This is a genomic window from Roseovarius sp., assembly GCF_040219995.1.
Lineage (GTDB): Bacteria > Pseudomonadota > Alphaproteobacteria > Rhodobacterales > Rhodobacteraceae > Roseovarius.
The window spans coordinates 115673-140450 of sequence record NZ_JAVJUC010000022.1; the positions used below are offsets into that span (position 1 = coordinate 115673).

Genomic DNA, 24778 nt, shown 5'->3' on the forward strand with positions numbered 1-24778 from the left:
TGCGCTCGTGCGCCTACTTGCGCCCCAGATACATCTGGTAGAGCCAGATCAGCAGCAGCGATCCCAGCACCGCGCCAATGAGCCCGCCCAACAGCCCCGTGACCATCAGCAGCACCCGGATCACCACCGCGCCAATGAGGGCCCCTGCGATGCCGATGAGAACGGTCTGAACGACCCCGGCCTCGATCCGCATCAGCCGGATCGCAAGAAACCCCGCCGCAGCGCCGATGATGATCAGGTAGACGATGCCCATGGCTTACCTCCGCTTGCGCCAATGGGTGGGCACGATGATAAGCGCGCCGACCGATGAGAGGATCGCGTCAATCCCGGGCGCGCCGAAGCGGATGCCGAACATGATGCGGATGAAGTAAAAGAGGAATGCACCGCCGACGCAGATGATGATCGACGGGAGATAGCCGTTGCGGGTAAAGCCGCTTTTCTCGCTGGCATAGCCGACGATGCCCGCGATCACCACCGTGCCGAAAAGTTGCAGGAACATCGCGTCACTCCAATCGGCTGCCGCGCGGCCAGGCCATGCCGCGCAGGAACTCGGGGCCATCCTGCGCCGCGCGGCCCGCGCGTTGCAAGCGCAAAAGCCGCACCGCGCCGCGCCCGCAGGCGACGGTTGCCTCGGCGTCCAGAACCTCGCCGGGTGCACCGTGCCCCTCGGCCATCCTTGAAGCGAGAAGCTTTATCCGCTCTTCACCTGCCATGCACCACGCGCCGGGAAAGGGCGAGAGGCCCCTTATGCGGCGGTCGACCTCTTGCGCGTCAAGGCTCCAGTCCAGCCGCGCCTCGGCCTTGTCGATCTTGGCGGCATAGGTGACGCCTGTCTCGGGTTGCGATTGCGGTTCCAGGTCGTCCAGCCGATCCAGCGCCTTGACGATCAGCCGCGCGCCCATGTCCGACAGCCTGTCATGCAACTGCCCGGTGGTCTCGGCCTCGCCGATCCGCGTTGCTTCGCGCATGAGCACCGGCCCGGTATCGAGCCCCGCCTCCATCTGCATGATGCAGATGCCCGTCTCGGCATCGCCCGCCATGATCGCGCGGTGAATGGGGGCGGCCCCGCGCCAGCGCGGCAGGAGGCTGGCATGGATGTTGAGACAGCCCTTCGCGGGCGCATCGAGCACCGCCCGCGGCAGGATCAGGCCGTAAGCCACGACCACCGCCACATAGGCCTTGTGCGCGGCGAACGCCGACTGTTCCTCCACCCCTTTCAGGCTCACCGGGTGGCGCACCAGCAGACCCAATTCCTCGGCGCGCGCCTGCACCGGGCTGGGGCGGTCCTTTTTGCCGCGTCCCGCCGGGCGCGGCGGCTGGCAATAGACGGCGGCCACCTCGTGCCCCGCCTCGACCAGCGCGTCGAGCACCGGCACCGAGAAATCGGGCGTTCCCATGAAGATCACACGCATGACACCTCCCTAAGGGTGGGGTTTCACCCCACCTTTCTTGCCCGCCTGAGCAACATGTCCCGCTTCACGCGACCCAGTCGATCAAAATACATCCGCCCCTGCAAGTGGTCGATCTGATGCTGCACGGATGTGGCCCAGAGTCCGACGAAATCGCGTTCCTCGATCTCGCCCTCGGCGTTGATAAACCGCACCGTTACCGCGCGGGGCCGCTCGATCACCGCCGAGACGCCGGGCAGGCAAGGGCTGGCCTCCTGATGCTCGCGCAGTTGCATGCTGGCATGCAGGATTTCGGGATTGGCCATGCGCACCGCCTGACCGCGCGCCTCGCTCGCATCGACCACCGCCAGCGCCTGCATCTCGCCAAGCTGCGTGGCCGCCAGCCCGACGCCCGGCATCGCCTCCATCACCGCGATCATCTCGTCCCAGATCGCGTGGATCGCATCGGTGATTTCGGTGACCGGGGCGGCGGCGGTCCTGAGCCGCTTGTCGGGCCAGCGCAGGACAGCCCTCACGCGCGCGCCTGCTCGCGCTTGAGCTTTTGCATGCGCCGGGTGATCATCTGCCGCCGCATCGCGCCCAGATAATCGATGAAGAGCTTGCCGTTCAAATGGTCGATCTCATGCTGCACGCAAGTCGCCCAGAGCCCGTCGAAGGTCTCGTTCTGTTCATTGCCGTCGCGGTCGATCCAGCGCACATCGACGAGTTTAGGCCGGGTCACGTCGGCATATTGGTCGGGGATCGAGAGGCAGCCCTCCTCATAGGTGTTGGTCTCGTCGGAACTGGCCACCACCTCGGGATTGAACATCACCAGCGGGCGCGGTTCCTCGCCCTCATCCTTGACGCAGTCGAGCACGATCAGGCGGCGGGTCACCCCCACCTGCGGCGCGGCAAGGCCAATGCCCGGCGCGTCATACATGGTTTCCAGCATGTCGTCGGCCAGCGCGCGAAGATCGTCGCTGAGATCGGAGACAGGCGTGCAGACCTTTTTCAGGCGCGGGTCGGGGTGGATGAGGATCGGGCGTTTCATGGCGCTTGATTTAGGCGATCGGCGCGTGATCCGCAACGGTCTTGCACCCGGCGTGCATTCGTCTAGCCTGCGCCGCGACATCCCAAGGAGAGCCCCATGAATTTCGACGAGATCATCGACCGCCGCGGCACCGGAAGCACCAAGTGGGACAGGATGGAGGCCTATGGCGGTGTCTCACCCGACGACGGAATCCCGATGTGGGTTGCCGACATGGATTTTCGGGCGGCGGATGTTTTGCAGGACGCGATGCAAAGCCTCATGGAGCGCGCCAATTACGGCTATTTTCCCGGCGATGCCGAAATGAACGAAGCTGTCGCGTGGTGGATGAAAGAGCGCCACGGGTGGCATGCTGACCCGAGCCACATGTCGAGCACCGCGGGGCTGGGGCATGCCATAGCCCTTATCCTCGAAACCTATACTGATCCCGGCGACGAGGTGATCATCTTCACCCCGGTTTACCACGAGTTCACGCACAAGATCGAGCTGACCAAGCGCGTCGTTCACGAGTCACCGCTCGTCATCGAGAACGGTATCTACCACATGGATCTGGACGCGCTCGAGGCCGGGCTAAGCGGCAAGGAGCGGATGATGCTCATCTCCTCGCCGCACAATCCGGCAGGTCGCATCTGGACGCGCGGGGAATTGCGCCAGTTGTCCGAGTTTTGCACGCGCCACGATCTCATCATGGTTTCAGACGAAATCCATCACGATCTCGTTTTCCCTGGCCAGACATTCACGCATTTCCTAAATGCCGCCCCCGAGGCTGCGGATCGCACCTTTGTTCTCACCGCTGCGTCGAAAACCTTCAACACCGCTGGCGCGCGCGTCGGGACGGTCACGATTCCCAATCCCGACCTGCGCACGCGTTTCCGGCAGGCGCTGCTCGAACACCAGACCCAACCCAATCTCTTGGGTGTCGAACTGACACGGGCGGCCTATTCGCCGGGTGGAGCGGCCTGGGTTGATGAACTGGTCGCTTATCTCGACGGCAACCATAGGCTTTTCGTCGATGGGATCGCACAGATTCCCGCGCTGAAGGCCATGCCGATGCAGTCGACATATCTCGCCTGGGTCAACTTTGCCGATACCGGAATGGATATGAAGGAGGTTCTTCGCAGGGTGCATGAGGACGCGCGCATTGTTCCTTCAGTGGGCGCTGATTTCGGCACCGGCGGTGAAACTTTCCTGCGGTTCAACATCGCCACGCCGCGCGCGCGGGTGGCCGAGGCGGTGGAGCGGCTTCAGGCGGCCTTTGCCGATTTGCAATAGCGCGGCAACGAGACATGCCCGCACAGAAAAACGGCCCCGTCATATCGACGGGGCCGTTTCCATTCTGTCACAGCGTCTGACGCTTACTTGTCGTTGTCGCCCTTGAGCGCTGCGCCAAGGATATCGCCGAGCGATGCACCGGAGTCGGACGAGCCATACTGCTGAACCGCCTCTTTCTCTTCGGCGATCTCGCGGGCCTTGATCGACAGACCCAGACGGCGGGTCTTGCTGTCCACGTTGGTGACGCGGACGTCCACCTTGTCGCCGACCGAGAAGCGCTCGGGGCGCTGCTCGGCGCGGTCACGGCTGAGGTCGGAGCGGCGGATGAAGGATTTCATGCCCTCGTATTCCACCTCGACGCCGCCATCCTCGATCGCCGTCACTTCGACGGTGATGATCGAGCCGCGCTTCACGCCACCCACGGCATCGGCGAACTTGTCACCGCCGAGGGCCTTGATGGAAAGCGAGATACGCTCTTTCTCGATGTCGACCTCGGAGACGACCGCCTGAACCACATCGCCTTTCTTGTAGTTCTGGATCGCTTCCTCGCCGCGCTCGTCCCAGCTCAGATCGCTGAGGTGGACCATGCCGTCGATTTCGCCTTCGAGACCGATGAACAGACCGAATTCGGTGATGTTCTTGACCTCGCCCTCGACCTCGGTGCCGGCAGGGTGGGTCTCGGCAAAGACTTCCCACGGGTTGCGCATGGTCTGCTTGAGGCCAAGGCTGACACGACGCTTGGCGCTGTCGATTTCCAGAACCATGACTTCGACCTCTTGCGAGGTGGAGACGATCTTGCCGGGGTGCACGTTCTTCTTGGTCCAGGACATTTCCGAGACGTGGACCAGACCTTCGACACCGGGCTCCAGCTCGACGAAGGCACCGTAATCGGTGATGTTCGTCACGCGGCCGGTATGCACCGAATCGAGCGGGTACTTGGCGGCGACCAGATCCCACGGATCTTCCTGCAGCTGCTTCATGCCGAGGCTGATGCGGTGCGTGTCCTTGTTGATCTTGATGACCTGAACCTTGACGGTCTCGCCGATCGTGAGGATTTCCGACGGGTGATTGACGCGGCGCCAGGCCATGTCGGTGACGTGCAAGAGGCCGTCGACACCGCCGAGATCCACGAAGGCCCCGTATTCGGTGATGTTCTTGACCACACCATCGACCGTCTGGCCCTCGGTGAGGTTGGCGTTGTCCTGGGCGGGCTGTTCGGCGCGGCTTTCTTCCAGAATGGCGCGGCGCGACACGACGATATTGCCGCGGCGGCGATCCATCTTGAGGATCTGGAAGGGCTGCTTGAGACCCATGAGCGGGCCTGCGTCACGCACCGGGCGGACATCGACCTGAGAGCCGGGCAGGAAGGCCACGGCACCGCCGAGATCGACGGTGAAGCCACCCTTGACGCGGCCAAAGATCGCGCCTTCGACGCGCTCTTCGTCGGCATAGGCCTTTTCGAGACGGTCCCATGCCTCTTCGCGGCGGGCCATCTCGCGGCTGACCACGGCTTCGCCACGGGAGTTCTCTGCAGAGCGCAGGAAGACCTCGACCTCGTCGCCGACGGAAATGTCGGGCTGCTCGCCGGGATTTGCGAATTCTTTCAGATCAACGCGGCCTTCCATCTTGTAGCCGACGTCGATGATGGCTTGTCCCGCCTCGATGGCGATGACCTTGCCTTTGACAACCGTGCCCTCGTCGGGCGTGTCCATTTCGAAGCTTTCTTCAAGGAGGGCTTCGAAATCCTCCATAGATACGTTCTGAGCCATGTGGTCTCTGGTTTCCTTTGATCGGTTTTCTGGCCGCGCGGTTGTCTCCGCCGGTCTTGGGGTTTCATTGGTCAGGCGGGTCACAAAACAAAGAGGGCCGGTGGTGCCGACCCTGCTCGATCTCAATGCTTCGTGGCGGTTTCCGCCTTGTTGACGCGCCGCGTATAGCGGGGGCGGGGGCGTAAATCAAGCGTCTAAAGCGCCCCAAGGCGGGCTTTTGCCCGGTCCACCTCGGCCACCGCCGCCGCGACGGCCTGATCTATGGTCATCTCGGATGTGTCGAGCCTGAGCGCATCTTCGGCGGGTTTCAGCGGGGCCGCCGCGCGGGCGCTGTCGCGGGCGTCGCGCTGGCGCAGGTCGTCCATGACCTCGTCGAGCGTGGCCGTGTGGCCGCTCTCGCTGAGTTCCTTGTGCCGCCGCCGGGCGCGTTCGGTGTCCGAGGCGGTGACGAACAGCTTCACCTCCGCCTCCGGGCAGATCACCGTCCCGATATCGCGGCCATCAAGCACCGCGCCGCCCGCGCGCCGGGCGAAGGCGCGCTGGAAATCCAGGAGCGCCTGCCGCACCTCGGGGATCGCGGCGACGCGGCTGGCGGCCTGGCTGACATCGGGTGTGCGCAGGTCGTCCGCCTCCAGATCCTCGGCGCGCAGGCTTTGCGCCGCCTCGACCGGATCGAGCCCGGTCAGCACACGCCGCCCGGTGGCGCGGTAGAGCAGCCCGGTATCGAGATGCGCAAAGCCGAAATGGCGGCTGAGCGCCCGCCCGATGGTGCCCTTGCCCGCCGCTGCCGGTCCGTCGATTGCTATGGTGAACGCCATGCCTGCCCTCGTCTTCTTTGGACCATCTTGCTAGCCGATCCGGTCCCGCGCCTCAAGCATCGCTTGACGCAGCGGCCCGGGCGCGGCATCACCCGGATATGCTGATTTACAAGATATTCCGTGGCCCCGAATGGGCCGATCTGCGCGCCAGGGGCGAAAGCGCCGGTGCGCCGGTCGATCTCGCCGATGGCTATGTGCATTTCTCGACCGCCGATCAGGCCGCCGAGACCGCTGCCAAACATTTCGCGGGCGAGGACGGGCTGATGCTTCTGGCCATCGAGACTGACCGTCTGGGCGAGGCCCTCAAATGGGAGCCGTCGCGCGGTGGCGCGCTCTTCCCGCATCTCTACCGCGAATTGCGTCTGTCGGATGTGGCCTGGGCGCAGCCCTTGCCGCTGGTGGATGGCGTGCATCAGTTCCCGGCAGGTCTGGAATGACCATGCTGGAGCGGCTCGGCCTTGGCCTGCTGCACCGGTTTGATCCGGAAGCCGCGCATGGTCTGGCGCTGCGGGCACTTCGCATGGGGCTGACGCCCAGCGCCGGGCCGGTCACGAGTGCGCGGCTCAGGACCGATCTGGCGGGGCTGTCGCTGCCCAACCCGGTGGGCCTTGCCGCGGGGTTCGACAAGAATGCCGAGGCGCTCGGGCCGTTGAGCCGGGCAGGGTTCGGGTTCATCGAGGTGGGGGCGGTCACGCCGCGCCCGCAGCCCGGCAACCCGCGCCCGCGCCTGTTTCGGCTGACCGAGGATCGCGGGGTCATCAACCGCTTCGGCTTCAACAACGAGGGCATGGAGGCCGCGGCCGTGCGGCTGGCCAACCGCCCGCGCGACGCGGTGATCGGCCTCAATCTGGGGGCCAACAAGGACAGCGGTGACCGGGCCGAGGATTTTGCCCGCGTGCTGGCGCATTGCGGCGCGCATCTCGATTTCGCGACGGTCAATGTCAGCAGCCCCAACACCGAAAAGCTGCGCGATCTGCAAGGGGCCGAGGCGCTGATGGGTCTGTTGAAAGGGGTCATGGAGGCGCGCGACTGGCTGCCGCGCCCGATCCCGGTTTTCCTCAAGATCGCGCCGGATTTGAGTGACACGGAACTGTCTGAAATCGCCGATGTGGCGCGTGCGAGCGGAATCAGCGGCATCATCGCCACCAACACCACGCTGGATCGCGACGGGCTGCTAAGCCCGGCACGCGATCAGGCGGGGGGGCTGTCTGGCCGGCCACTGTTCGAGAAATCGACGCGGGTGCTGGCGCGGCTGTCGCAGCTGACCGGCGGCGAGATGCCGCTGATCGGTGTGGGCGGTGTCGGCTCTGCCGAGGATGCCTATGCCAAGATCCGCGCGGGGGCACATGCCGTGCAGCTTTACTCGGCGCTGGTTTATGAGGGGCTTTCGCTTGTGTCGGACATCGCAAAGGGCCTTGATGCGCTGCTTGAACGCGACGGGTACGCCACCGTGGCCGAGGCCGTGGGCACCAAACGAGGGGACTGGCTGTGATCACCTATTGGCATAATCCGCGCTGTTCCAAATCGCGTGCGGGACTTGCCTTGCTCGAAGAGCGCGGGGCCGAGGTGAGCGTGCGGCGCTATCTAGAGGATGCGCCGACCGAGGCCGAATTGCGCGATGTTCTGGCGCGGCTTGATGTGGCACCCATCGGGATGATGCGGCCCGGAGAGGCGCGGTTCAAGGACCTGGGTCTGAGCCGTGACAGCGACCCGGAGACGCTGATCGCCGCGATGGCCGAACACCCGATCCTGATCGAGCGGCCGATTGGTGTGACCGAAGGCAGTGCCGCGATCGGACGCCCGCCCGAAAACCTGCTGTCGCTGCTCTGAGCCCGAAAACGCAATCGGGCGCGCCCGATGACGCGCCCGATATCTGAGCCTGATCGGTGATCAGCCCTTTTTCAGCACCCGTTGGCCGAGCGTCTCGGCGATCTGCACGGCGTTCAATGCGGCCCCCTTGCGCAGGTTGTCACTGACGCACCACAGGTTGATGCCGTTGTCGATGGTCGGATCCTGCCGGATGCGGCTGATGAAGGTGGCGAAATCGCCGACGCATTCGATGGGCGTGACGTAGCCGCCATCCTCGCGCTTGTCGATCACCATGATGCCGGGGGCCTCGCGCAGGATGTCGCGTGCCTCGGCCTCGTCGAGATGGTCCTCGAACTCGATATTGATCGCCTCGGCATGGCCGACAAAGACCGGCACGCGCACGCAGGTCGCGGTGACCTTGATCTTCGGATCGACGATCTTCTTGGTCTCGGCGACCATCTTCCATTCTTCCTTGGTCTGGCCGTCCTCGAGGAACACGTCGATATGCGGGATCACGTTGAAGGCGATCTGCTTGGGGTAGACCTTGGCCTGATAATCGTCGGTCGGGTTGTAGACCGCCTTGGTCTGGTCCCACAGCTCGTCGATGCCGTCCTTGCCCGAGCCCGACACCGACTGGTAGGTCGAGACGACGACGCGCTTGATCCGGGCGCGGTCATGCAGCGGCTTCAGCGCCACCACCATCTGCGCGGTGGAGCAGTTGGGGTTGGCGATGATGTTCTTCTTGGCATAGCCCTCGACCGCCTGCGGGTTAACCTCGGGCACCACGAGCGGCACGTCGGGGTCGTAGCGGTAGAGCGACGAGTTGTCGATCACGATGCAGCCCGCCTTGGCCGCCTTGGGCGCATAGGTCTTGGTTGCGTCCGAGCCGATGGCGAAGAGCGCGATATCCCAGCCGGTGAAATCGAACGTGTCGAGATCAAGGGTCTTGAGCGTGCGGTCGCCAAAGCTGACTTCGGTGCCGAGCGAGCGGCGCGACGCGAGTGCGGCGATCTCGTCCACCGGAAACTCGCGCTCGGCGAGGATGTTCAGCATTTCGCGGCCCACATTGCCCGTGGCGCCAACGACGGCGATTCTGTAACCCATGTGTATCATGCCTCCTGATCGGGGTTGCGGTGCGGGTCATACAGGGATTGCGGGGGATGTGAAAGGGGCGGGTTGTCAGCCCATGTTGTCGCGGCTGAAGAGGTAGATCACCAGCCCGACGAGCAGCGCAGTGCCGAAGAGTGCGAAGATCGCCACATATCCCGCCAGCGGGCCGGTGGAGGCCGTCGCCGCGTGCAGCGGGCCAGAGGCGAATTGCGCGACGCCCACTCCGCCGATGCCGAAGAGGTTGAGCAGCGTCACCCCGCGACCCGCCAGATGCGGCGGGAAAAAGCTGCGGCCATGCGCGATGATCACCGGGAAGGACGCGCCCGAGAAGCCGATGATCGCCAGCAGGGCGATTGAGAGCGCAAGGCTCGCATCCGGCCAGAGCATCAGCGTGCATGTGGCCAGCGCGCAGATCAGATTGCCGGTGAAGATCACCCATTTGCGGGTCTGGAACAGCCGGTCGAGCGGGCCGTAGCTGAGCGTTCCGGCGATCATCGCCAGCCCCATGACCAGCGTCGCCTGCCCGACCTGCCCGGTATCGAGCATGAAGACGTCTGTGAGGTAGGGCCCGGCCCAGAGCCCGCGCAGCGCGGCGGCAGGCGCATAGGCCACGAACATCAGCGGCAGGATCGTCCAGAGGGCGGGCATTTTCAGCAGGTCGAGGACCGAGCCGCGGGTCTCGCCGGTCACGGCCTCGGGATCGCGCACGAGGGTTTGAATGCCGAGGGCGATGACCGCCGATATGCCCGCCAGCCCCCAGAGTGCTGCGCGCCAGCCCATCGTTTCTGCCGCCCAGGCCATTGGCCAGGCGGCCACCAGGTTGCCCACCGATCCCACCCCCAGCATCAAGGCTGCGAGGATGGCAAAGCGCGCGGGCGGGAATTGCCTTGCGAAGATGTAGTAGGACGCCATCAGCACCGGCGAACAGCCTACCCCGATGAGCGCCATCGCAAGGCTGACATGCAGCGGCGTGGTGGCGAGCGCGAATAGCGCGGCCCCGCCGCCCCCGCCCACCAGCAAAAGCACCGCCGCCGTGCGGCGCGGGCCGATCCGGTCGAGCGCCCAACCGACCGGTATCTGCATCGCAGCGAAGATCACGAACCACAGCCCCGAGGCAAAGGCCAGATCATCCGGCGTGGTGCCGATATCGCGCGCCAATGGCCCGCTGAGCACCGCAAGGAAGGCGCGAAAGAACTGGCTCAGCACATAGGCGAGGCAGAGCAGGGCGAGGCCGGCACGCATGGATGAGGTTTCCTTTTCGGCGGCCGGGCTTAGGTGCCGCCACGCGTGATCAGCACATCGACATGGGCCGCCGCGCTCTCGGCGAGGGCATAGAGGTTGTAGCCACCCTCCAGACAACTGACGAGGCGGCCACCGCAGAGATCATCCGCCAGACCGCAGAGCCGCTCGGTGATCCAGGTGAAATCCTCGGTCTCCAATGTCAGTTCCGCAAGCGGGTCGTCGCGATGTGCGTCGAAGCCGGCGGAAACGAGGATCAGATCGGGTTTGAAGGCGCGCAGGCGGGGAAACACCGTGTCCTCGTAGGCGCGGCGGAACGCATTGCTGCCCGAGCGCGGGGCGAGCGGCACGTTGAGGATGGTGTCATGCGGTCCGGTCTCATCCGGGGCACCGGTGCCCGGCCAGAGCGGATACTGATGCGACGAGACGAAGAGCGCGCGCGGCTCGTCCTCCAGCAGGTCCTGCGTGCCGTTGCCGTGATGCACGTCGAAATCCACCACCGCGACGTGGCCCAGCCCATGATGATCGAGCGCGTATTTCGCCGCCGCCGCGACATTGCCGAACAGGCAAAACCCCATCGGGGTTTCACGCTCGGCATGGTGCCCCGGCGGGCGGGTCGCGACAAAGGCGTTATGCGCCTCGCCCGACAGCACCAGATCGACGCCGCGGATCGCGCCACCGGCACCGCGATGCGCCGCCGCAAGGCTGCCCGGCGACATCCATGTGTCGGCATCCAGCTGCGCCAGCCCCTCGGTGGGGGCTGCGGCGCGGATCGTCTCGAGATAACCTTTGGGATGGACCCGTAGCAGATCGTCCTCGGCCACCAGCGGGGCGGTGACGCGCAGCAGGTCCTTTTCCACCAGCGCCGCCAGAACCCGCTCCAGCCGGGCCACCTGTTCGGGATGGCCCTCGGGCGGTTCATGCCCCAGGCAATCGGGATGGGTGATCAGGGCAGTGGTCATGGCGCTCCTCCGTCATTGATCGGGTGAACAGAACCGGATTTTCCCGCCTTGTCCAGTGCAGCCTTGTCGGCGCGCGGGGGGCATGCCACTCTGGCTGGTATGGAAGGTGATGCCGTCACGTTGACCCAGGATATCGCGCTCGGGCTATGGGCGCAGTTGGAACTGTTCCTGCGCAGCCTGCTGCGCCCGTGGAACGCGTATCAGGTCATCATCGCGGTCGGTCTCTTCGGGCTGGCGCATGTCCTCAGCGCCCTGCTTGGCCCGGTCTGCCGCGAGTGGATGCGGCGGCGCGAGGGCTGGCCGAAATGGCGCATGCGGCTGCTGGTGATGCTGCACCGGCGGCTGCGGCTGATCTTTTTCGTGATGCTGATCTGGCCTTTGGTCTGGCTGATGCAGACCTATACCTGGCCCAGCCGGTCCTACCTGTTGACGATCATTGCCGAACTGGCGCTCGCCTGGCTGGTGATCGCCATCGTGACCCGGCTGATCACCAACAGCTTTCTGCGCGCGCTGGTGCGCTATGCGGGCTGGATATGGGTGACGCTGATCATCCTCAACCTGACCGAGGAGGCGCAGACGCTGCTCGATGGCTGGGCGTTCGAGTTCGGCGAGACGCGGCTTTCGCTCTGGCTGATCGTGCAGGCGGTAATCGTGATCGGCGTGCTCTTTGCCATGGCGCGGTTCATCTCGACCACGAGTGCGGCGCAGGTGCGCAAGAACGCCGATATTTCGCCCTCGATGCAGGTGCTGGTGGTCAAGTTCCTGCAAGTGCTACTTTACGGTGCGGCGTTCTTCATCGGCCTGCGCACGGTGGGGGTGGACCTGACCGGCCTTGCGGTGCTGTCGGGTGCCATTGGCGTGGGGCTTGGGTTCGGCCTGCAAAAGGTGGTGTCGAATCTGGTTTCGGGCGTGATCATCCTGCTCGACAAGTCGATCAAGCCGGGCGACGTGATCAGCCTTGGCGAGACCTTTGGCTGGATCAACAGTCTGGGGGCGCGTTATGTGTCGATCACCACGCGCGACGGGCGCGAGTATCTGATCCCGAACGAGGATCTGATCACCGGGCAGGTGGTCAACTGGTCGCATTCCAACGATTTCGTGCGGCTCGATATCTATTTCGGCACCGCCTATGGCGACGACCCGCACAAGGTGCGCAAGATCGCCATCGACGCCGCCAAGAGCGTCGACCGTGTGTTGAGCGTCAAGCCACCGGTCTGCCATATCGTCGGCTTTGGCGACAGCAGTGTCGACTATATCCTGCGGTTCTGGATTCGCGATCCCACCGGCGGCCTCACAAATATTCGCGGCAATGTCTATCTGGCCCTCTGGGATGCGTTTCAGGCGGGTGGCATTTCCATCCCCTTCCCACAGCGCGAGGTGCGGATGTTGGGCGAACCGGCGCCGATTGGGTAAAATCAGCGCATATTCGCGTGGATTTTCCCTTGCATGCGTTGCGTTTCATTGAAAAGTCACGTTTGTCTTGCTACCTTTGATATACGCTCGGCACCGGGGCTTTGCGGTGCGCCAGAGAGGAGGACTATGTCCTGTCTTTTACAATGCATGCGGCAGGCGCCGCTGAGCAGGGGGCGTATCCGATGACGCCCGTCACGACCGCAGACAGCGAAGCGCAGCTTGCGGCGATCCTTCAATCCCTTTCCGACGACAAGGCCGAAGACGTCGTGCAGATTGATCTGCGCGGCAAGACCGCCATGGGTGATTACATGGTGATCTGCTCGGGGCGGTCGTCGCGGCAGGTCTCGGCGATTGCCGAGAAACTGGTGGATCGGCTCAAGCAGGAGCATGGCGTTCCGGCCCGCACCGAGGGCAGGGACACCGGCGACTGGGTGCTGATCGACACGGGCGACGTGATCGTCCATGTCTTCCGCCCCGAAGTGCGCGAGTTCTATCAGCTTGAGAAGATGTGGATGCCCATCGGGCAGACGGCAGCGACCCAAGCCTGAATGCGGGTGCATATCTGCGCGGTGGGCCGGTTGCGGACCGGCCCGGAACGCGCATTGATCGACGATTACATCACCCGGTTCGACCGAACAGGGCGGGCGCTGGGCCTCGGCCCGCTTGCCCTGCAAGAGGTCGAGGACAAGAAGGGCGGCGGCATGGAGGCCGAGGCCGCCCTGCTGGAGCGCGTGATCCCCAAGGGCGCGGTGATCGTGCTGCTGGATGAGCGCGGCACGCTCATGACCTCCCCTGACTTTTCAGACCGTCTCGCCGGATGGCGCGATGCCGGGCGCGGCGATGTGGCCTTTGTCATCGGCGGTGCGGACGGGATCGCCCCTAGCCTGCGCGCGCAAAACGATTTCGCACTTTCTTTCGGCAAGATGGTCTGGCCGCACATGCTGGCCCGGGTCATGCTGAGCGAACAGCTCTACCGTGCCGCCTCAATCCTCGCGGGCAGCCCCTATCACCGGGTGTGACCAACGTGCGTTAGCGTGCAAAATGAAACCGCCGCCCGGGTATCCCCGAACGGCGGTCTTTTTTCTTGTCCCTCGATGCGCGACCGGCTCAGGAGGCCAGGGCACCCTTGGCCTGATCCACGATCGCGCCGAATGCGGCGGGCTCGTGCACGGCGAGGTCGGCCAGAACCTTGCGGTCCACCTCGACCCCGGCCAGGGTCAGGCCGTTGATGAAGCGCGAATAGGTCAGCGCCTCATCATGGGCACGCACGGCGGCGTTGATCCGCTGAATCCACAGCGCGCGGAAATTGCGCTTGCGGTTCTTGCGGTCGCGCGTGGCGTATTGGTTGGCCTTGTCGACGGCCTGTGCGGCCACCTTGAAGGTGTTCTTGCGGCGGCCATAGTAACCTTTGGCGGCCTTGACGACTTTCTTGTGACGGGCGTGGGTAACAACCCCACCTTTGACGCGTGACATCTTTCAAATCCTCCTGGGGCTTAGCGTGCGTAGGGCATCATCGGCTTGATGATACCTTCGTCGGCTTTGCTGAGCGTGGTGGTCCCACGCGCGTTACGGATGAATTTGTTGGTGCGCTTGATCATGCCGTGGCTCTTGCCCGCCTGGGCGGCCACAACACGGCCCGTCGCCGTCACCTTGAACCGCTTCTTGCAGCTCGACTTTGTCTTCATCTTGGGCATTTCCGGCTCCTTTTCTAGGTCGGTAGGGCCGCACGACTCGGCATGCCACGTCTGGCCGGTCCTGCGGATAGAGCGCGCCGTATACGCGGACACCCTGATTTGTGCAAGGGGCTGACGGAGAAATTCCCGCACCGTCAGATATAGCGCGCGATCACCTCGATCAGCAGCTTGGGCAACTCCGACAGGCTGTAGCCGCCGGGCTTGTTGCTGAGCGCCCAGAGGATCAGCCCTCCGGCCCCGAGAATCGTGAGCATCGCCACCCGCGGCGCGCGCTTGTCAGACACCGCCGAGAGCACCGCGGGAAGAGAGAACACGGCCAGAACCATACCGATAGCCATCGCAAGATCGGGATCCATTACGCACCTCAGAGAAATCGCTTACGTCAATTGAGCAAGCTTACCCCGGATCGGTGGCGTAAATCAAACTTTCCTGACAGGGGGCCACGCGCAGGATGTTGGTGGTCCCCGGCACGTTGAACGGCACGCCCGCGGTGACGACGATCTGATCGGTTTCCTCGGCGTAGCCTTCGGCGCGCGCGGCCCGGGCGGCATTGATCACCGCCATCTTGAAGCGCGTCAGTTCGCCGGTCATGACCGGATGCACGCCCCATGTCAGCGCAAGACGCCGTGCGGTGCCGCGCAGGCTGGTCAGGCCGATGATCGGCACCTTGGGCCGTTCGCGCGCGGTCAGCAGGGCCGTGGTGCCCGATTCGGTGTAACAGCAGATCACCTTGATGTCGGTCGTTTCGGCAATTTCGCGCGCGGCGGCGACGATGCCGTCGGCCACGGTCTGCCGGTCGGCGCGGCGGCTGGCCTCGATCACCTCGCGATAGGTCGGGTCGTTTTCGACTTCGCGGGCGACATTGTCCATGGTCTGCACCGCCTCGACCGGGTAATCCCCGGCCGCCGATTCCGCCGAGAGCATGATCGCGTCAGAGCCTTCGTAGATCGCGGTGGCCACGTCTGAGACCTCGGCGCGGGTCGGCATCGGGCTTTCGATCATCGATTCGAGCATCTGTGTCGCCACGATCACCGGCTTGGCCATGGCGCGGCACTTGCGCACCAGCCGTTTCTGGATCGGCGGCACGTTCTGCACCGGCAGTTCCACGCCCAGATCGCCGCGCGCCACCATGATGCCGTCGCTCACCTCGAGAATATCGTCAAAGCATTTCACCGCTGCCGGTTTCTCGATCTTCGACAGGATCGCGGCACGTCCCCTGGTCAGGGTGCGGGCCTCGTTCACGTCCTCGGGACGCTGCACAAAGCTGAGCGCCAGCCAGTCCACGCCCAATTCGCAGACGAACTCCAGATCGGCGCGGTCCTTGTCGGACAGCGCTGCGAGCGGCAGCACCACGTCAGGCACATTCACGCCCTTGCGGTTCGAGATTGTGCCGCCGATCACGACCTCGCAGTCGGCGAAATCCGGGCCGCAGGCGGTGACGCGCAGGCGGATCTTGCCGTCGTTGACCAGAAGGTCAGCCCCCGGCTCCAGCGCCGCAAAAATCTCGGGATGGGGCAGGCAGACGCGGCTTGCATCACCCTCGGCCTCGTCAAGATCGAGCCGGAATGCCGCGCCCTCGATCAATTCTTCCTCGCCGTTCGCGAATGTCCCGACGCGCAGTTTCGGCCCCTGAAGGTCGGCCAGAATGGCGATCGGGCTGTTCAGGTCCTCTTCGATCTGGCGAATGATGCGGTGACGCTCGGCGATTTCGCCGTGTTCGCCATGGCTCATGTTGAGGCGAAAGACATCCGCTCCGGCCTCGTGCAGGGCGCGGATCGTGTCGTAATCCGAAGAGGCGGGGCCAAGCGTGGCCACGATCTTGACATTGCGGTGGCGTCTCATCTGTGTTCCTTCGTCTCTCGTCGTTCAGGCGTTTGTGTTATCGCTAACATTCACTGCCTCCGCCTTATCGCGCAATTCACATTGCCGCACAACTGTCCTAGAGGAAGATGACAGGAAAAACCAACACGATGATGTATCAGCCATATGAAATTGACGGGGCCGCGCGGGGCGCACGCTGGCTCGTGACCTGCGATCACGCGGCCAACACGGTGCCGCCCTTCGTCAATGGCGGGTGCCTCGGCGTGGCACCTGCGGACATGGCGCGCCACATCGCCTATGACGTGGGTGCGGCGGGGGTGGCGCGGGGGCTGGCGCAGGCGCTCGATGGCCCCGCGATCCTGTCGAATTTCTCGCGTCTGGTGATCGACCCGAACCGGGGCGAGGACGACCCCACATTGGTGATGAAGCTCTATGACGGCACGGTGGTCCCGGCCAACCGCCATGCTGACGGGCCCGAGATCGAGCGCCGTCTGAACCGCCTTTACCGGCCCTATCACACTGCGCTGTCGGAACTGGCGGCGCGGCGTGACGACACGGTGATCGTCTCGGTCCACAGCTTCACCCCGCAGTTCAGAGGCCGCCCGCCGCGGCCCTGGCATATCGGGCTGCTCTATGCCGCCGATACGCGATTTGCCCGCCCGCTGCTGGCGCGCCTGCGCGAGGAGCCGGGTCTTTGCGTTGGCGATAACGAGCCTTATGGCGGGCACCTGCCCGGCGATGCCATCGCGCGCCATGCCATCGCCCATGAGCGGCCCAATGTCCTGATCGAGTTGCGCAACGACCTGATCGAGACACCCGCGCAACAGGCGGCATGGGCCGCGCGCCTTGCGCCCATCCTGACCGAGGTGGCGGGCAAGGTCGGCGTCTGACGGGGCTTGCATGCGGCCCGCGCGCGTCACATCTTGAGCGAAGACAGAGGAGAGACATCATGGACGACCAGACCCGGATCGAACTCGAAGCCGCCGCATTCCGCACCCTGCGCGATCATCTGATGGAAAAGCGCACCGATGTGCAGAATATCGACCTGATGAACCTCGCAGGGTTTTGCCGCAATTGCCTGAGCCGCTGGTATCAGGAGGCCGCCCATGCCAAGGGCATCGAGATGACCAAGGACGAGGCCCGCGAGATTTTCTACGGCATGCCCTATGACGACTGGAAGGCCCGCTACCAGATCGATGCCGATGCCGAGAAGAAGGCCGCGTTCGAGGCGGCCTTTGCAGAAAATGTGGGCGAAAAGGGCTGAGCGGCGTCGCTTTCCGGCAAGGAACGGGCGCAGGCCCGGCTAGGGTCGCGCCATGACTTACCGCCTGCATTACGCACCCGACAATGCCTCGCTGATCATCCGCCTCGCGCTGGAGGAACTGGGCGTGTCCTATGAGACCGTGCTGGTCGATCGCCGCGCGCGGGCACAGAAATCGCCCGCCTATCTGGCGCTCAACCCGGCGGGGCTGATCCCGGTGCTGGAAACGCCGGATGGCGCGGTGTTCGAGACCGGCGCGATCCTGCTGTGGCTCGCCGACCGGCACGGCGCGCTTGCGCCTGCCCCGGAGGATTCGGCACGCGGGACGCTGCTCAAATGGCTGTTTTTCCTCTCGAACACCCTACACCCGGCGATGCGGATGATCTTTTACCCTGATCAATATGCAGGCGCGGATACCGGCACACAGGCCCGGCTGCGCACCCATATGCAGACCGAAACGGCCCGCCATCTCGACACGCTGGAGGCGGCGGCAACGGCGCATCCCGACCTTTTCAGCGGTGCATCGCCTACCGTGATCGGGCTTTACCTCGGCCCGGCCTTGCGCTGGCTCGCGCTCTACCCGGCGGGGGAAACCGGCTGGTTCGACCTAGGCCGCTGGCCGGTTTTGCAGGCCATGGCGCAGGCGTTGGAAACCCGCGCCAGCGCGGTGGCCGCTGCCCGTGCCGAAGGGTTGGGGCCTGCGCCCTTTTCCGCGCCTATGCCGGCCGATCCGCCCGAGGGTGCGGCGCTCTGATCCGGTCAGGCCGCCAGCGCGGCACGCCCTCGCTGCCGCAAGAGACGCTGCCACTGCCCCGGACGCAACAACCGGCGCGCCGGGGACCAGTCCGCACCGTCAGCCAGTTCGGGAAAGAGTGACAGCAGCCGCGCGCGATCCTGCGGGCACAGGGCCCGGATCGCCATCGGCCCGGGATACAGGCTCTCGACCGCCGCGCCATCGGCCCAGATCACCTGATGACGATCAAAGAGGACGTGGTGGTAGTGCACCCGAAGATGCGGCATCCGCGCGATACCCGGCTGACCGATCAGCGCCTTGACCGGCATCAGGTGATCCTCGCTCAACCCCGCCAGCGCCGCCAGGTGTGGCGGGATCAAGACGCGATGCTGTTGTGACAGCAACAGGTCGCGCCGATTGCCCAACACCCCCGCCGCAACGCGAACCGGTGTCTTGGCCCCATGGCCCCGCGCCACCTGCCGCCCGGCCCATGCCACCGGCTGCGGACCGTTATCGAGCGTCTCCACCAGATCGCCCTCGCGCAGCGTCTCGACCGCGCGCGGCCCGTGCGGTGTGGCGATTGCCGTGCCGGGGGTGAAGCAGACCACCAACTGGTCATAGGACACCGACGGATCGTCGTCGCCACCGGCCACGATCTCGTAGGTGACGCCGGGCCGAAGCCCGCCCTCCGAGACAAATCCCTGCACGTCGCCATTCAGCTCCAGGGCATAGATGGTGGTGTAGTCTTCGGTTCCGACTGCGCGCACGACGTAGCTGTATTCGATTTCGACCTCGGTGCCGACGGAATAGTAATTCCCGTTGAACACCACTGCGCTCTCAAGATCCTGGCTGCTGTCGCCATCATGCAGGTTGGTTTCATCGTCGCTGAGATTGAAATCTGTCCAGTCCGCGCCACGATTGAGGGTAAAGGTCGTATTTCCAAAGCTCGAATCATTGCGCGAGGCGTTGCTGCTGAATGGATCGGGCCCCGAAATCGTGAGATCACCGCGCGCGAACCCTGCGAATGTATAGATCGTCATGCGTTGCTAACTCCTTGCAGTCCTGATGTTGCGAACGGCCGGAAACACACCCATTTTACCGCTGCTATCCTTTGGAACAGGCGCGGGTGGTTACAATCATCCGGCAGGTGCCGTAGCATGACGAAACTGGCGTGGACGTTGCGGCCCTTGTCGCTTTTGCGAGAGGCACGCCGCGCGGGACGCGACATAGAGGCGCAGCAAGGTCCCGACGCAGACCAAAAGGAAGGATCGCATGTTTCTCTCCGTATTCGATATGTTCAAGGTCGGCATCGGGCCGTCCTCGTCGCACACGATGGGGCCGATGGTGGCCGCCGCGCGGTTTCTCGACCGGATGCGCGCCGAGCCGTTCCACTATGCGGGGCTCAAGGGCTCGCTGCATGGCAGTCTCGCCTTTACGGGCGTGGGGCACGCGAGCGATCGGGCGACGATCCTCGGGCTCGCGGGTTTTCGCCCCGACACCTATGACGCCGAGGCCGCCGAGGTCACGCTCGAGCAGATCCGCGAGACCCATACCGTGACGCCGCCGGGCCTGCCGGAGCTGGCTTTCCACCCCAAGGATGACCTGATCTTCGATTTCGGCCCCAATCTGCCGGGCCATGCCAATGGCATGATCCTGATGGCCACCGACGCGCAGGGCGACGTGATCCTGCAAGAGACCTATTATTCCATCGGCGGCGGCTTTGTGATGACCGAGGGCGAACTGGCGGCGGGCAAGGATACCGACGAGGGGGATCCGGTGCCCTATCCGTTCAAATCCGCGGTCGAGATGCTGGAGATGGCCGAACGCTCGGGCAAGAGCATCGCCGCGATGAAGCGCGCCAACGAGGTGGCACGCGGCGGGCCGGAGAACCTGCGCTCGGGCGTGGCGCGGATCTGGCAGGTGATGGACGACTGCATCGAGCGCGGGCTGAGCGCCGAGGGCACCCTGCCCGGCGGTCTGGGGGTCAAGCGCCGTGCCAAGGGCATCCGCGACGCGCTGATCGCCGAGCGCGGCACCAACCTGAGCGCGCCGCACAAGATCAACGACTGGATGAGCGCCTATGCCATGGCCGTCAACGAGGAGAACGCCGCCGGCGGGCAGGTGGTGACCGCGCCCACCAACGGGGCTGCGGGCGTGGTGCCTGCGGTGATCAAGTACTGGCTGGAGCATGTGCCGGGCGCGCATGAGGCCCAGATTGAGGAATTTCTGCTGACCGCGGCGGCGATCGGCGGTTTGGTGAAGTTCAACGCGTCGATCTCGGGGGCCGAGGCGGGCTGTCAGGCCGAGGTTGGCTCTGCCTCATCCATGGGGGCGGCGGGGCTCTGCGCTGTGCTGGGCGGCACGCCCGCACAGATCGAGAACGCGGCCGAGATCGCGCTCGAGCATCACCTCGGGATGACCTGCGATCCGGTGCGCGGCCTCGTGCAGGTGCCCTGCATCGAGCGCAACGGGCTGGGCGCGATCAAGGCCGTCTCGGCGGCGTCATTGGCCCTGCGCGGTGATGGCACACACCTCGTGCCGCTCGACGCCTGTATCGAGACGATGCGCCAGACCGGCGCGGACATGAGCGAGAAGTACAAGGAAACCTCGCTGGGCGGGCTTGCGGTGAACATCCCGAACTGCTGAGCGTGGGGTGAAGCTGCGGCTGCGCCCTGCCGGTGCTCACACCCTTGGTGGACGAGCGCGGTAGACCGGCAGACGCCAGCCGAAGGCGAGCGAGCCTGCACGCAGGGCCCATGTGAAGACGGCGCAGATACCGAGGATCAGCAGCAGGTCGTCGGTGACACGAGCGGCACCCACAGCGCCGAGCGCGCCCGCGAAGGCCGCAGAGACGTAAAGCTCGCCCTGTTTCAGGACCAGCGGCACCTCACCCACCACCACGTCGCGCATCAGCCCGCCCATGCAGCCGGTGACCATGCCCATCAGCACCACGATCACCGGGGTCTGGCTCATCGCCATGGCGGCGCTGACGCCCGCGGGCACGGCGACGGCGAGCGCGAAACTGTCGAGCCAGAGGAGCCAGCGATAGCGGCTCTCGACCAGATGCGCGGTGACAAAGACCAGAAGGGCGGCGGCGCAGGCGATCAGGATATAGTTTGCATTGCCCATCCAGAACACCGGGTTGCGATCCAGCAGCACGTCGCGCAGCGTCCCGCCACCCACCGCCGTCAGACAGGCGAGAAAGGCAAAGCCGACGATATCGAGTTGCTGCCGCGAGGCGACGAGCGCGCCGGTCAGGGCGAAGATCAGCACCGAGGCGTAATCGAGCAGGATGAGCGCGCTCATGCCCCGGATTTGCCGGGCTTGAACGGGGCCATGCCCGCGCGGGCCAATTCGTCGGCGCGTTCGTTCTCGGGGTGGCCCGCATGGCCCTTGACCCATTCCCAGGTCACGTTGTGGCGTTTTTGCGCCTCATCCAGACGCTGCCACAGCTCGACATTCTTGACCGGCTTTTTCGCGGCGGTTTTCCAACCGTTGCGTTTCCAGCCGTGCATCCAGCCGGTGATTCCGTTCTTCACATAGGCGCTGTCGGTGACGATGGTGATGGCCGACGGCTTTGACAGCGCCTCAAGCGCATGGATCGCCGCCAGAAGCTCCATCCGGTTGTTGGTGGTGTCGGCCTCGCCGCCGGAAAGCTCGCGTTCCTTGACGATCGCGTCGCCTGCCACCGCGCGCATCAGCACGCCCCAGCCGCCCGGGCCGGGATTGCCGGAACAGGCGCCGTCGGTATAGGCAAAGAGATCAGCCATCCGCCAGCCCAACGTAACCCGGCAGCGCCGCCATGCGGGCGCACCATGCGGTGAGGCGCGGAAATCGGCCCATGTCGAACCCGCCGCGCGTGCCCGCCGTATGGGTATAGGCGTAGAGCGCGATATCGGCGAGCGTGGGCGAGGGGCCGCAGAACCAGTCCTGCCCGTCAAGAGCCTCCTCCATCAGCCCAAGCAGCGCATGGCCCTCGTTGAGCAGCGCCGCCATGCGCTCGGGCGTGGCCTCATGCGCGAGATGCGGATAGGTGGCAAGCGAGGCGCGCACGGCGACGACCGGCTCGTGGCGGTTCTGCTCGAAGAACATCCAGGCGAGCATCTGCGCCTGTTCCAGCGTGTCCTCGGGCACCCATCCGGTGCCCGCGCCGAGATACCACAGGATCGCGTTCGATTCCGTCAGGATCGTGCCGCAGGGCAGATGCAGTGCGGGCAGCTTGCCCAAGGGCAGATGCCCCGCCGCCTTGGCCTCGGCCAGTTCGGGGGTGTTGGTCTCGATCGGCACATGGGTATAGGCCCGCCCCTCGAGCGCCAGCAAGAGCCGCACCTTGTAGCTGTTGCCCGAGGAGGGCATCGAATAGAGCGTCAGATCGGTCATGCTTGGCCCTTAGAGAAAGACGCCGACCGCGAGACACGCGATCACCACGGCGCTGAGCAAGAGCCGTAGCGGCATCCACCATGCGGGCGCAAGACCCCAGCGGGCGAATTGCATGTCCAGCAGCAACAGCCCGGCAAAGCCGAAGATCAGGTTCATCCCCGCCGAGACCGGCCCGCCGCCGGTCATGAAGAACGCCCAGAGCGCGGGGATCACCGAGAGCGCGTAGCCGGTGGTGGCGAGCGTGCCCTCGGCCTTGGCGGCAAAGCCCCAGAGCACGCCGGACATGAACGACAGGATCACAGCGCCGTAAAAGATCATGACGTAGGGCCCGGCAAAGCGCGGCCCGAGTGTCTGTGCCGTCCACAGGCCGAGATCGGGGAAAAGCACGGTCAACGCCCCCCAGATAAAGGGGATGAGACCGGCAAGGCCAAGGATCAGCGGGGCGCGTGGGATGGTCTGGAACATGGGCCGCAAATTGGCGCGGTGGGGCCGGGTTGGCAAGGGCGGATGGGGCGTTTGGTGTGGTGTTTGTCAAGCGAGATGGTTCTGCCGGGTATTGCGGTGAGGATTGGTCTGGAACTGCCGTTGCCGCATCCCGCGCGAAACGCACCGAAGGTGCCGCGCGATCGCCGGGCCGTCCCGCGGCCTGGCGATTTGAGGGGTTGCTCAACGTGTCGAGGTTACAATGACTTGGCTGGATAAAGTGCTCGCCACGACCGTTGCATCGCCAGTCCCCGGCCCTGCGACCGCGCGGTACTTCTGGCGGTCATTCTACGTCCGCTAAAGGCCACTATGCTCCAAGGCCGCAACACACTGTCTTGGCCAAGGCGATCCTCGGGGCGTGATGCGACACGTCGCACCCACCAGCGATTTTACGCCGTCTCGCGCAGCACCCTTGGCACCTTGAATTCGACGTTTTCCTGTGCGGTCTCGATCTGATCGACGGTTACCTCATAGCGCGCGCGGAAGGCGTCGATGACCTCATTGACCAGCACTTCGGGGGCGGAGGCCCCGGCGGTGATGCCGATGGAGGTGATGCCGTCCAATGCCCGCCAGTCGATATCGGTCGCGCGCTGCACCAGCTGCGCATAAGCGCATCCGGCACGCGCACCGACCTCGACCAGACGGCGCGAATTTGACGAATTGGGTGCGCCCACGACCAGCATCGCTTCGGCCTTTTGCGCCATCGCCTTGACGGCCTCTTGGCGGTTTGTGGTGGCGTAGCAGATGTCTTCCTTGTGAGGGCCGACGATGGCGGGAAAGCGCGCGGTGAGGGCGGCGACGATGTCGGCGGTGTCATCGACCGAGAGGGTGGTCTGGGTGACGAAGGCGAGTTTCGCCGCGTCGCGCACCTCGAGCGTGGCCACATCACCGGGTGTCTCGACCAACAGCACCTCGCCCGGCGGCAACTGCCCCATGGTGCCCACCGTCTCCGGGTGGCCCGCATGGCCGATCATCACGATCTGCAGCCCGTTCTCATGGTGGCGTTCGGCCTCGATATGCACCTTGCTCACCAGCGGGCATGTGGCATCGACAAAGAGCATCTGCCGGGCGGATGCCTCGGCGGGGACGGATTTGGGCACGCCATGGGCGGAAAAGATCACCGGGCGGTCGTCGGGGCAGTCGTCCAACTCTTCGACGAACACCGCGCCCTTGGCGCGCAGATCATCGACCACGTATTTGTTGTGCACAATCTCGTGGCGCACATAGACCGGAGCACCGTATTTCGCCAGTGCCATCTCGACGATCTTGATCGCGCGGTCCACACCGGCGCAAAACCCGCGAGGTGCGGCAAGGTAGAGGGTGAGGGGGGGCTTGGTCATGGCGCGTCTCCTGCTTGGACCAGAGGTAAGGCAGGCGGCGCGCGGCGTAAAGGGAGGCGGGGCGAATTCGCCGCCGGGTTCAACGGTTTTGGCCTTGATCTGCCGTTGCCACATCCCGCGCGAAACGCACCGAAGGTGGCGCGCGATCGCCCGGCCGTCCCCCGGCCTGGCGATTTTATATGGGGCGCCACGTGTTGGGGTTATACCGATTTTTACGGGATAAAATACCCACCACACC

At 64.9% G+C, this 24778-nt stretch carries 31 protein-coding genes; 11 read left to right on the top strand and 20 right to left on the bottom strand.

Translation table 11 applies throughout. The features are described from left to right. Window positions 1–13: 13 nt before the first annotated feature. The 5 genes from RID11_RS11580 to def (RID11_RS11600) are packed head-to-tail and all read right to left on the bottom strand — an operon-like array spanning window position 14 to window position 2439. Window positions 14–253 (bottom strand): GlsB/YeaQ/YmgE family stress response membrane protein, encoded by a 240-nt coding sequence (locus RID11_RS11580; protein ID WP_350139160.1) that lies wholly within the window; start codon window positions 251–253, stop codon window positions 14–16. Window positions 254–256: 3 nt separating this feature from the next. Beyond that, on the bottom strand, window positions 257–499 hold the full coding sequence (locus RID11_RS11585; RefSeq protein ID WP_050661643.1) for a hypothetical protein: 243 nt from the start codon (window positions 497–499) through the stop codon (window positions 257–259). A 4-nt stretch (window positions 500–503) separates the two neighbouring features. Beyond that, window positions 504–1412 carry a methionyl-tRNA formyltransferase gene (gene fmt / locus RID11_RS11590; RefSeq protein WP_350139163.1) on the bottom strand — a complete coding sequence of 303 codons (909 nt, stop codon included), beginning with the start codon at window positions 1410–1412 and terminating at the stop codon, window positions 504–506. Window positions 1413–1435: 23 nt separating this feature from the next. Further along, window positions 1436–1924 carry a peptide deformylase gene (gene def, locus RID11_RS11595; RefSeq protein WP_350139165.1) on the bottom strand — a complete coding sequence of 163 codons (489 nt, stop codon included), beginning with the start codon at window positions 1922–1924 and terminating at the stop codon, window positions 1436–1438. Then, window positions 1921–2439: a peptide deformylase gene (gene def, locus RID11_RS11600; protein ID WP_350139168.1), complete on the bottom strand. Its 519-nt coding sequence runs from the start codon at window positions 2437–2439 to the stop codon at window positions 1921–1923. Before def (RID11_RS11600) ends, def (RID11_RS11595) begins: the two co-directional genes overlap by 4 nt. A 96-nt stretch (window positions 2440–2535) precedes the next feature. On the opposite strand from def (RID11_RS11600), the gene RID11_RS11605 reads away from it, so the two are divergent. Further along, complete coding sequence (locus RID11_RS11605) at window positions 2536–3708, top strand: MalY/PatB family protein (protein ID WP_350139170.1); 1173 nt, start codon at window positions 2536–2538, stop codon at window positions 3706–3708. A gap of 83 nt (window positions 3709–3791) precedes the next feature. Here RID11_RS11605 and rpsA read toward each other — a convergent pair whose 3' ends face one another. Both rpsA and cmk read right to left on the bottom strand, forming a co-directional pair. Next, window positions 3792–5561, bottom strand: a complete 1770-nt coding sequence (gene rpsA / locus RID11_RS11610) for a 30S ribosomal protein S1 (protein ID WP_350139173.1) — start codon at window positions 5559–5561, stop codon at window positions 3792–3794. Between the two features lie 110 nt (window positions 5562–5671). Next, entirely contained in the window at window positions 5672–6295 is a 624-nt protein-coding gene (gene cmk / locus RID11_RS11615; RefSeq protein WP_350139175.1) for a (d)CMP kinase, read from the bottom strand. Between the two features lie 98 nt (window positions 6296–6393). On the opposite strand from cmk, the gene RID11_RS11620 reads away from it, so the two are divergent. Genes RID11_RS11620 through arsC form a run of 3 tightly spaced genes read left to right on the top strand, consistent with a single transcriptional unit; the run spans window position 6394 to window position 8125 of the window. Then, a complete protein-coding gene (locus tag RID11_RS11620) occupies window positions 6394–6732 on the top strand; it encodes a DUF952 domain-containing protein (protein WP_350139179.1) in 339 nt (112 codons plus the stop codon). After that, window positions 6729–7787: a quinone-dependent dihydroorotate dehydrogenase gene (locus RID11_RS11625; protein ID WP_350139181.1), complete on the top strand. Its 1059-nt coding sequence runs from the start codon at window positions 6729–6731 to the stop codon at window positions 7785–7787. Before RID11_RS11620 ends, RID11_RS11625 begins: the two co-directional genes overlap by 4 nt. Further along, the gene (arsC, locus tag RID11_RS11630; protein WP_350139183.1) at window positions 7784–8125 is read left to right on the top strand and encodes an arsenate reductase (glutaredoxin); all 342 of its coding nucleotides are present in this window, start codon (window positions 7784–7786) and stop codon (window positions 8123–8125) included. The genes RID11_RS11625 and arsC overlap by 4 nt, the downstream gene beginning before the upstream one ends. Before the next feature lie 60 nt (window positions 8126–8185). Here arsC and RID11_RS11635 read toward each other — a convergent pair whose 3' ends face one another. From RID11_RS11635 to RID11_RS11645, 3 genes are all read right to left on the bottom strand, one after another. Continuing rightward, complete coding sequence (locus RID11_RS11635; RefSeq protein ID WP_350139185.1) at window positions 8186–9208, bottom strand: aspartate-semialdehyde dehydrogenase; 1023 nt, start codon at window positions 9206–9208, stop codon at window positions 8186–8188. 75 nt (window positions 9209–9283) lie between these two features. Then, the gene (locus tag RID11_RS11640; RefSeq protein ID WP_350139189.1) at window positions 9284–10456 is read right to left on the bottom strand and encodes an MFS transporter; all 1173 of its coding nucleotides are present in this window, start codon (window positions 10454–10456) and stop codon (window positions 9284–9286) included. 29 nt (window positions 10457–10485) lie between these two features. Next, window positions 10486–11415: a histone deacetylase family protein gene (locus RID11_RS11645; protein WP_350139192.1), complete on the bottom strand. Its 930-nt coding sequence runs from the start codon at window positions 11413–11415 to the stop codon at window positions 10486–10488. 99 nt (window positions 11416–11514) lie between these two features. Between RID11_RS11645 and RID11_RS11650 the strand changes: the two genes are divergently transcribed. The 3 genes from RID11_RS11650 (at window position 11515) to rlmH (ending at window position 13847) form a co-directional block, all read left to right on the top strand. Further along, complete coding sequence (locus tag RID11_RS11650; protein WP_350139195.1) at window positions 11515–12828, top strand: mechanosensitive ion channel family protein; 1314 nt, start codon at window positions 11515–11517, stop codon at window positions 12826–12828. Window positions 12829–13010: 182 nt separating this feature from the next. After that, window positions 13011–13376 carry a ribosome silencing factor gene (gene rsfS, locus RID11_RS11655; protein WP_350139197.1) on the top strand — a complete coding sequence of 122 codons (366 nt, stop codon included), beginning with the start codon at window positions 13011–13013 and terminating at the stop codon, window positions 13374–13376. Beyond that, window positions 13377–13847 (top strand): 23S rRNA (pseudouridine(1915)-N(3))-methyltransferase RlmH, encoded by a 471-nt coding sequence (rlmH, locus tag RID11_RS11660; RefSeq protein WP_350139200.1) that lies wholly within the window; start codon window positions 13377–13379, stop codon window positions 13845–13847. It abuts the gene before it with no gap. 88 nt (window positions 13848–13935) lie between these two features. Here the strand turns inward: rlmH and rplT are convergent, their stop codons facing one another. The 4 genes from rplT to pyk form a co-directional block, all read right to left on the bottom strand. After that, the gene (gene rplT, locus RID11_RS11665) at window positions 13936–14301 is read right to left on the bottom strand and encodes a 50S ribosomal protein L20 (RefSeq protein ID WP_050661658.1); all 366 of its coding nucleotides are present in this window, start codon (window positions 14299–14301) and stop codon (window positions 13936–13938) included. A 20-nt stretch (window positions 14302–14321) separates the two neighbouring features. Further along, window positions 14322–14522, bottom strand: coding sequence for a 50S ribosomal protein L35 (gene rpmI / locus RID11_RS11670; protein ID WP_297770031.1), 201 nt, complete (start codon window positions 14520–14522; stop codon window positions 14322–14324). 134 nt (window positions 14523–14656) lie between these two features. Next, complete coding sequence (locus RID11_RS11675) at window positions 14657–14878, bottom strand: hypothetical protein (RefSeq protein ID WP_350139203.1); 222 nt, start codon at window positions 14876–14878, stop codon at window positions 14657–14659. 40 nt (window positions 14879–14918) lie between these two features. Further along, window positions 14919–16364, bottom strand: coding sequence for a pyruvate kinase (gene pyk, locus RID11_RS11680; RefSeq protein WP_350139206.1), 1446 nt, complete (start codon window positions 16362–16364; stop codon window positions 14919–14921). 128 nt (window positions 16365–16492) lie between these two features. Here pyk and RID11_RS11685 point away from each other — a divergent pair, with 128 nt between their 5' ends. The 3 genes from RID11_RS11685 to RID11_RS11695 are packed head-to-tail and all read left to right on the top strand — an operon-like array spanning window position 16493 to window position 18358. Beyond that, window positions 16493–17233 (top strand): N-formylglutamate amidohydrolase, encoded by a 741-nt coding sequence (locus RID11_RS11685; protein WP_350139239.1) that lies wholly within the window; start codon window positions 16493–16495, stop codon window positions 17231–17233. Between the two features lie 59 nt (window positions 17234–17292). Then, the gene (locus tag RID11_RS11690; protein ID WP_350139209.1) at window positions 17293–17607 is read left to right on the top strand and encodes a DUF1244 domain-containing protein; all 315 of its coding nucleotides are present in this window, start codon (window positions 17293–17295) and stop codon (window positions 17605–17607) included. A gap of 52 nt (window positions 17608–17659) precedes the next feature. After that, entirely contained in the window at window positions 17660–18358 is a 699-nt protein-coding gene (locus tag RID11_RS11695; RefSeq protein ID WP_350139212.1) for a glutathione S-transferase family protein, read from the top strand. A 5-nt stretch (window positions 18359–18363) separates the two neighbouring features. Here the strand turns inward: RID11_RS11695 and RID11_RS11700 are convergent, their stop codons facing one another. Beyond that, the gene (locus RID11_RS11700) at window positions 18364–19377 is read right to left on the bottom strand and encodes a Hint domain-containing protein (protein WP_350139215.1); all 1014 of its coding nucleotides are present in this window, start codon (window positions 19375–19377) and stop codon (window positions 18364–18366) included. Window positions 19378–19609: 232 nt separating this feature from the next. Here RID11_RS11700 and RID11_RS11705 point away from each other — a divergent pair, with 232 nt between their 5' ends. Beyond that, a complete protein-coding gene (locus tag RID11_RS11705; RefSeq protein ID WP_350139217.1) occupies window positions 19610–20983 on the top strand; it encodes an L-serine ammonia-lyase in 1374 nt (457 codons plus the stop codon). A gap of 36 nt (window positions 20984–21019) precedes the next feature. Here RID11_RS11705 and RID11_RS11710 read toward each other — a convergent pair whose 3' ends face one another. The 5 genes from RID11_RS11710 to ispH all read right to left on the bottom strand — a co-directional run bounded on the left by RID11_RS11710 (window position 21020) and on the right by ispH (window position 24540). Continuing rightward, window positions 21020–21643, bottom strand: a complete 624-nt coding sequence (locus RID11_RS11710) for a trimeric intracellular cation channel family protein (protein WP_350139219.1) — start codon at window positions 21641–21643, stop codon at window positions 21020–21022. Beyond that, complete coding sequence (gene rnhA / locus RID11_RS11715; protein ID WP_350139221.1) at window positions 21640–22107, bottom strand: ribonuclease HI; 468 nt, start codon at window positions 22105–22107, stop codon at window positions 21640–21642. Before rnhA ends, RID11_RS11710 begins: the two co-directional genes overlap by 4 nt. Next, window positions 22100–22717 carry a glutathione S-transferase family protein gene (locus RID11_RS11720; protein WP_350139224.1) on the bottom strand — a complete coding sequence of 206 codons (618 nt, stop codon included), beginning with the start codon at window positions 22715–22717 and terminating at the stop codon, window positions 22100–22102. The genes rnhA and RID11_RS11720 overlap by 8 nt, the downstream gene beginning before the upstream one ends. Window positions 22718–22726: 9 nt before the next feature. Further along, window positions 22727–23182, bottom strand: a complete 456-nt coding sequence (locus RID11_RS11725) for a DUF3429 domain-containing protein (RefSeq protein ID WP_350139226.1) — start codon at window positions 23180–23182, stop codon at window positions 22727–22729. A 407-nt stretch (window positions 23183–23589) separates the two neighbouring features. Beyond that, a complete protein-coding gene (gene ispH, locus RID11_RS11730; protein ID WP_350139229.1) occupies window positions 23590–24540 on the bottom strand; it encodes a 4-hydroxy-3-methylbut-2-enyl diphosphate reductase in 951 nt (316 codons plus the stop codon). Window positions 24541–24778 lie beyond the last annotated feature (238 nt).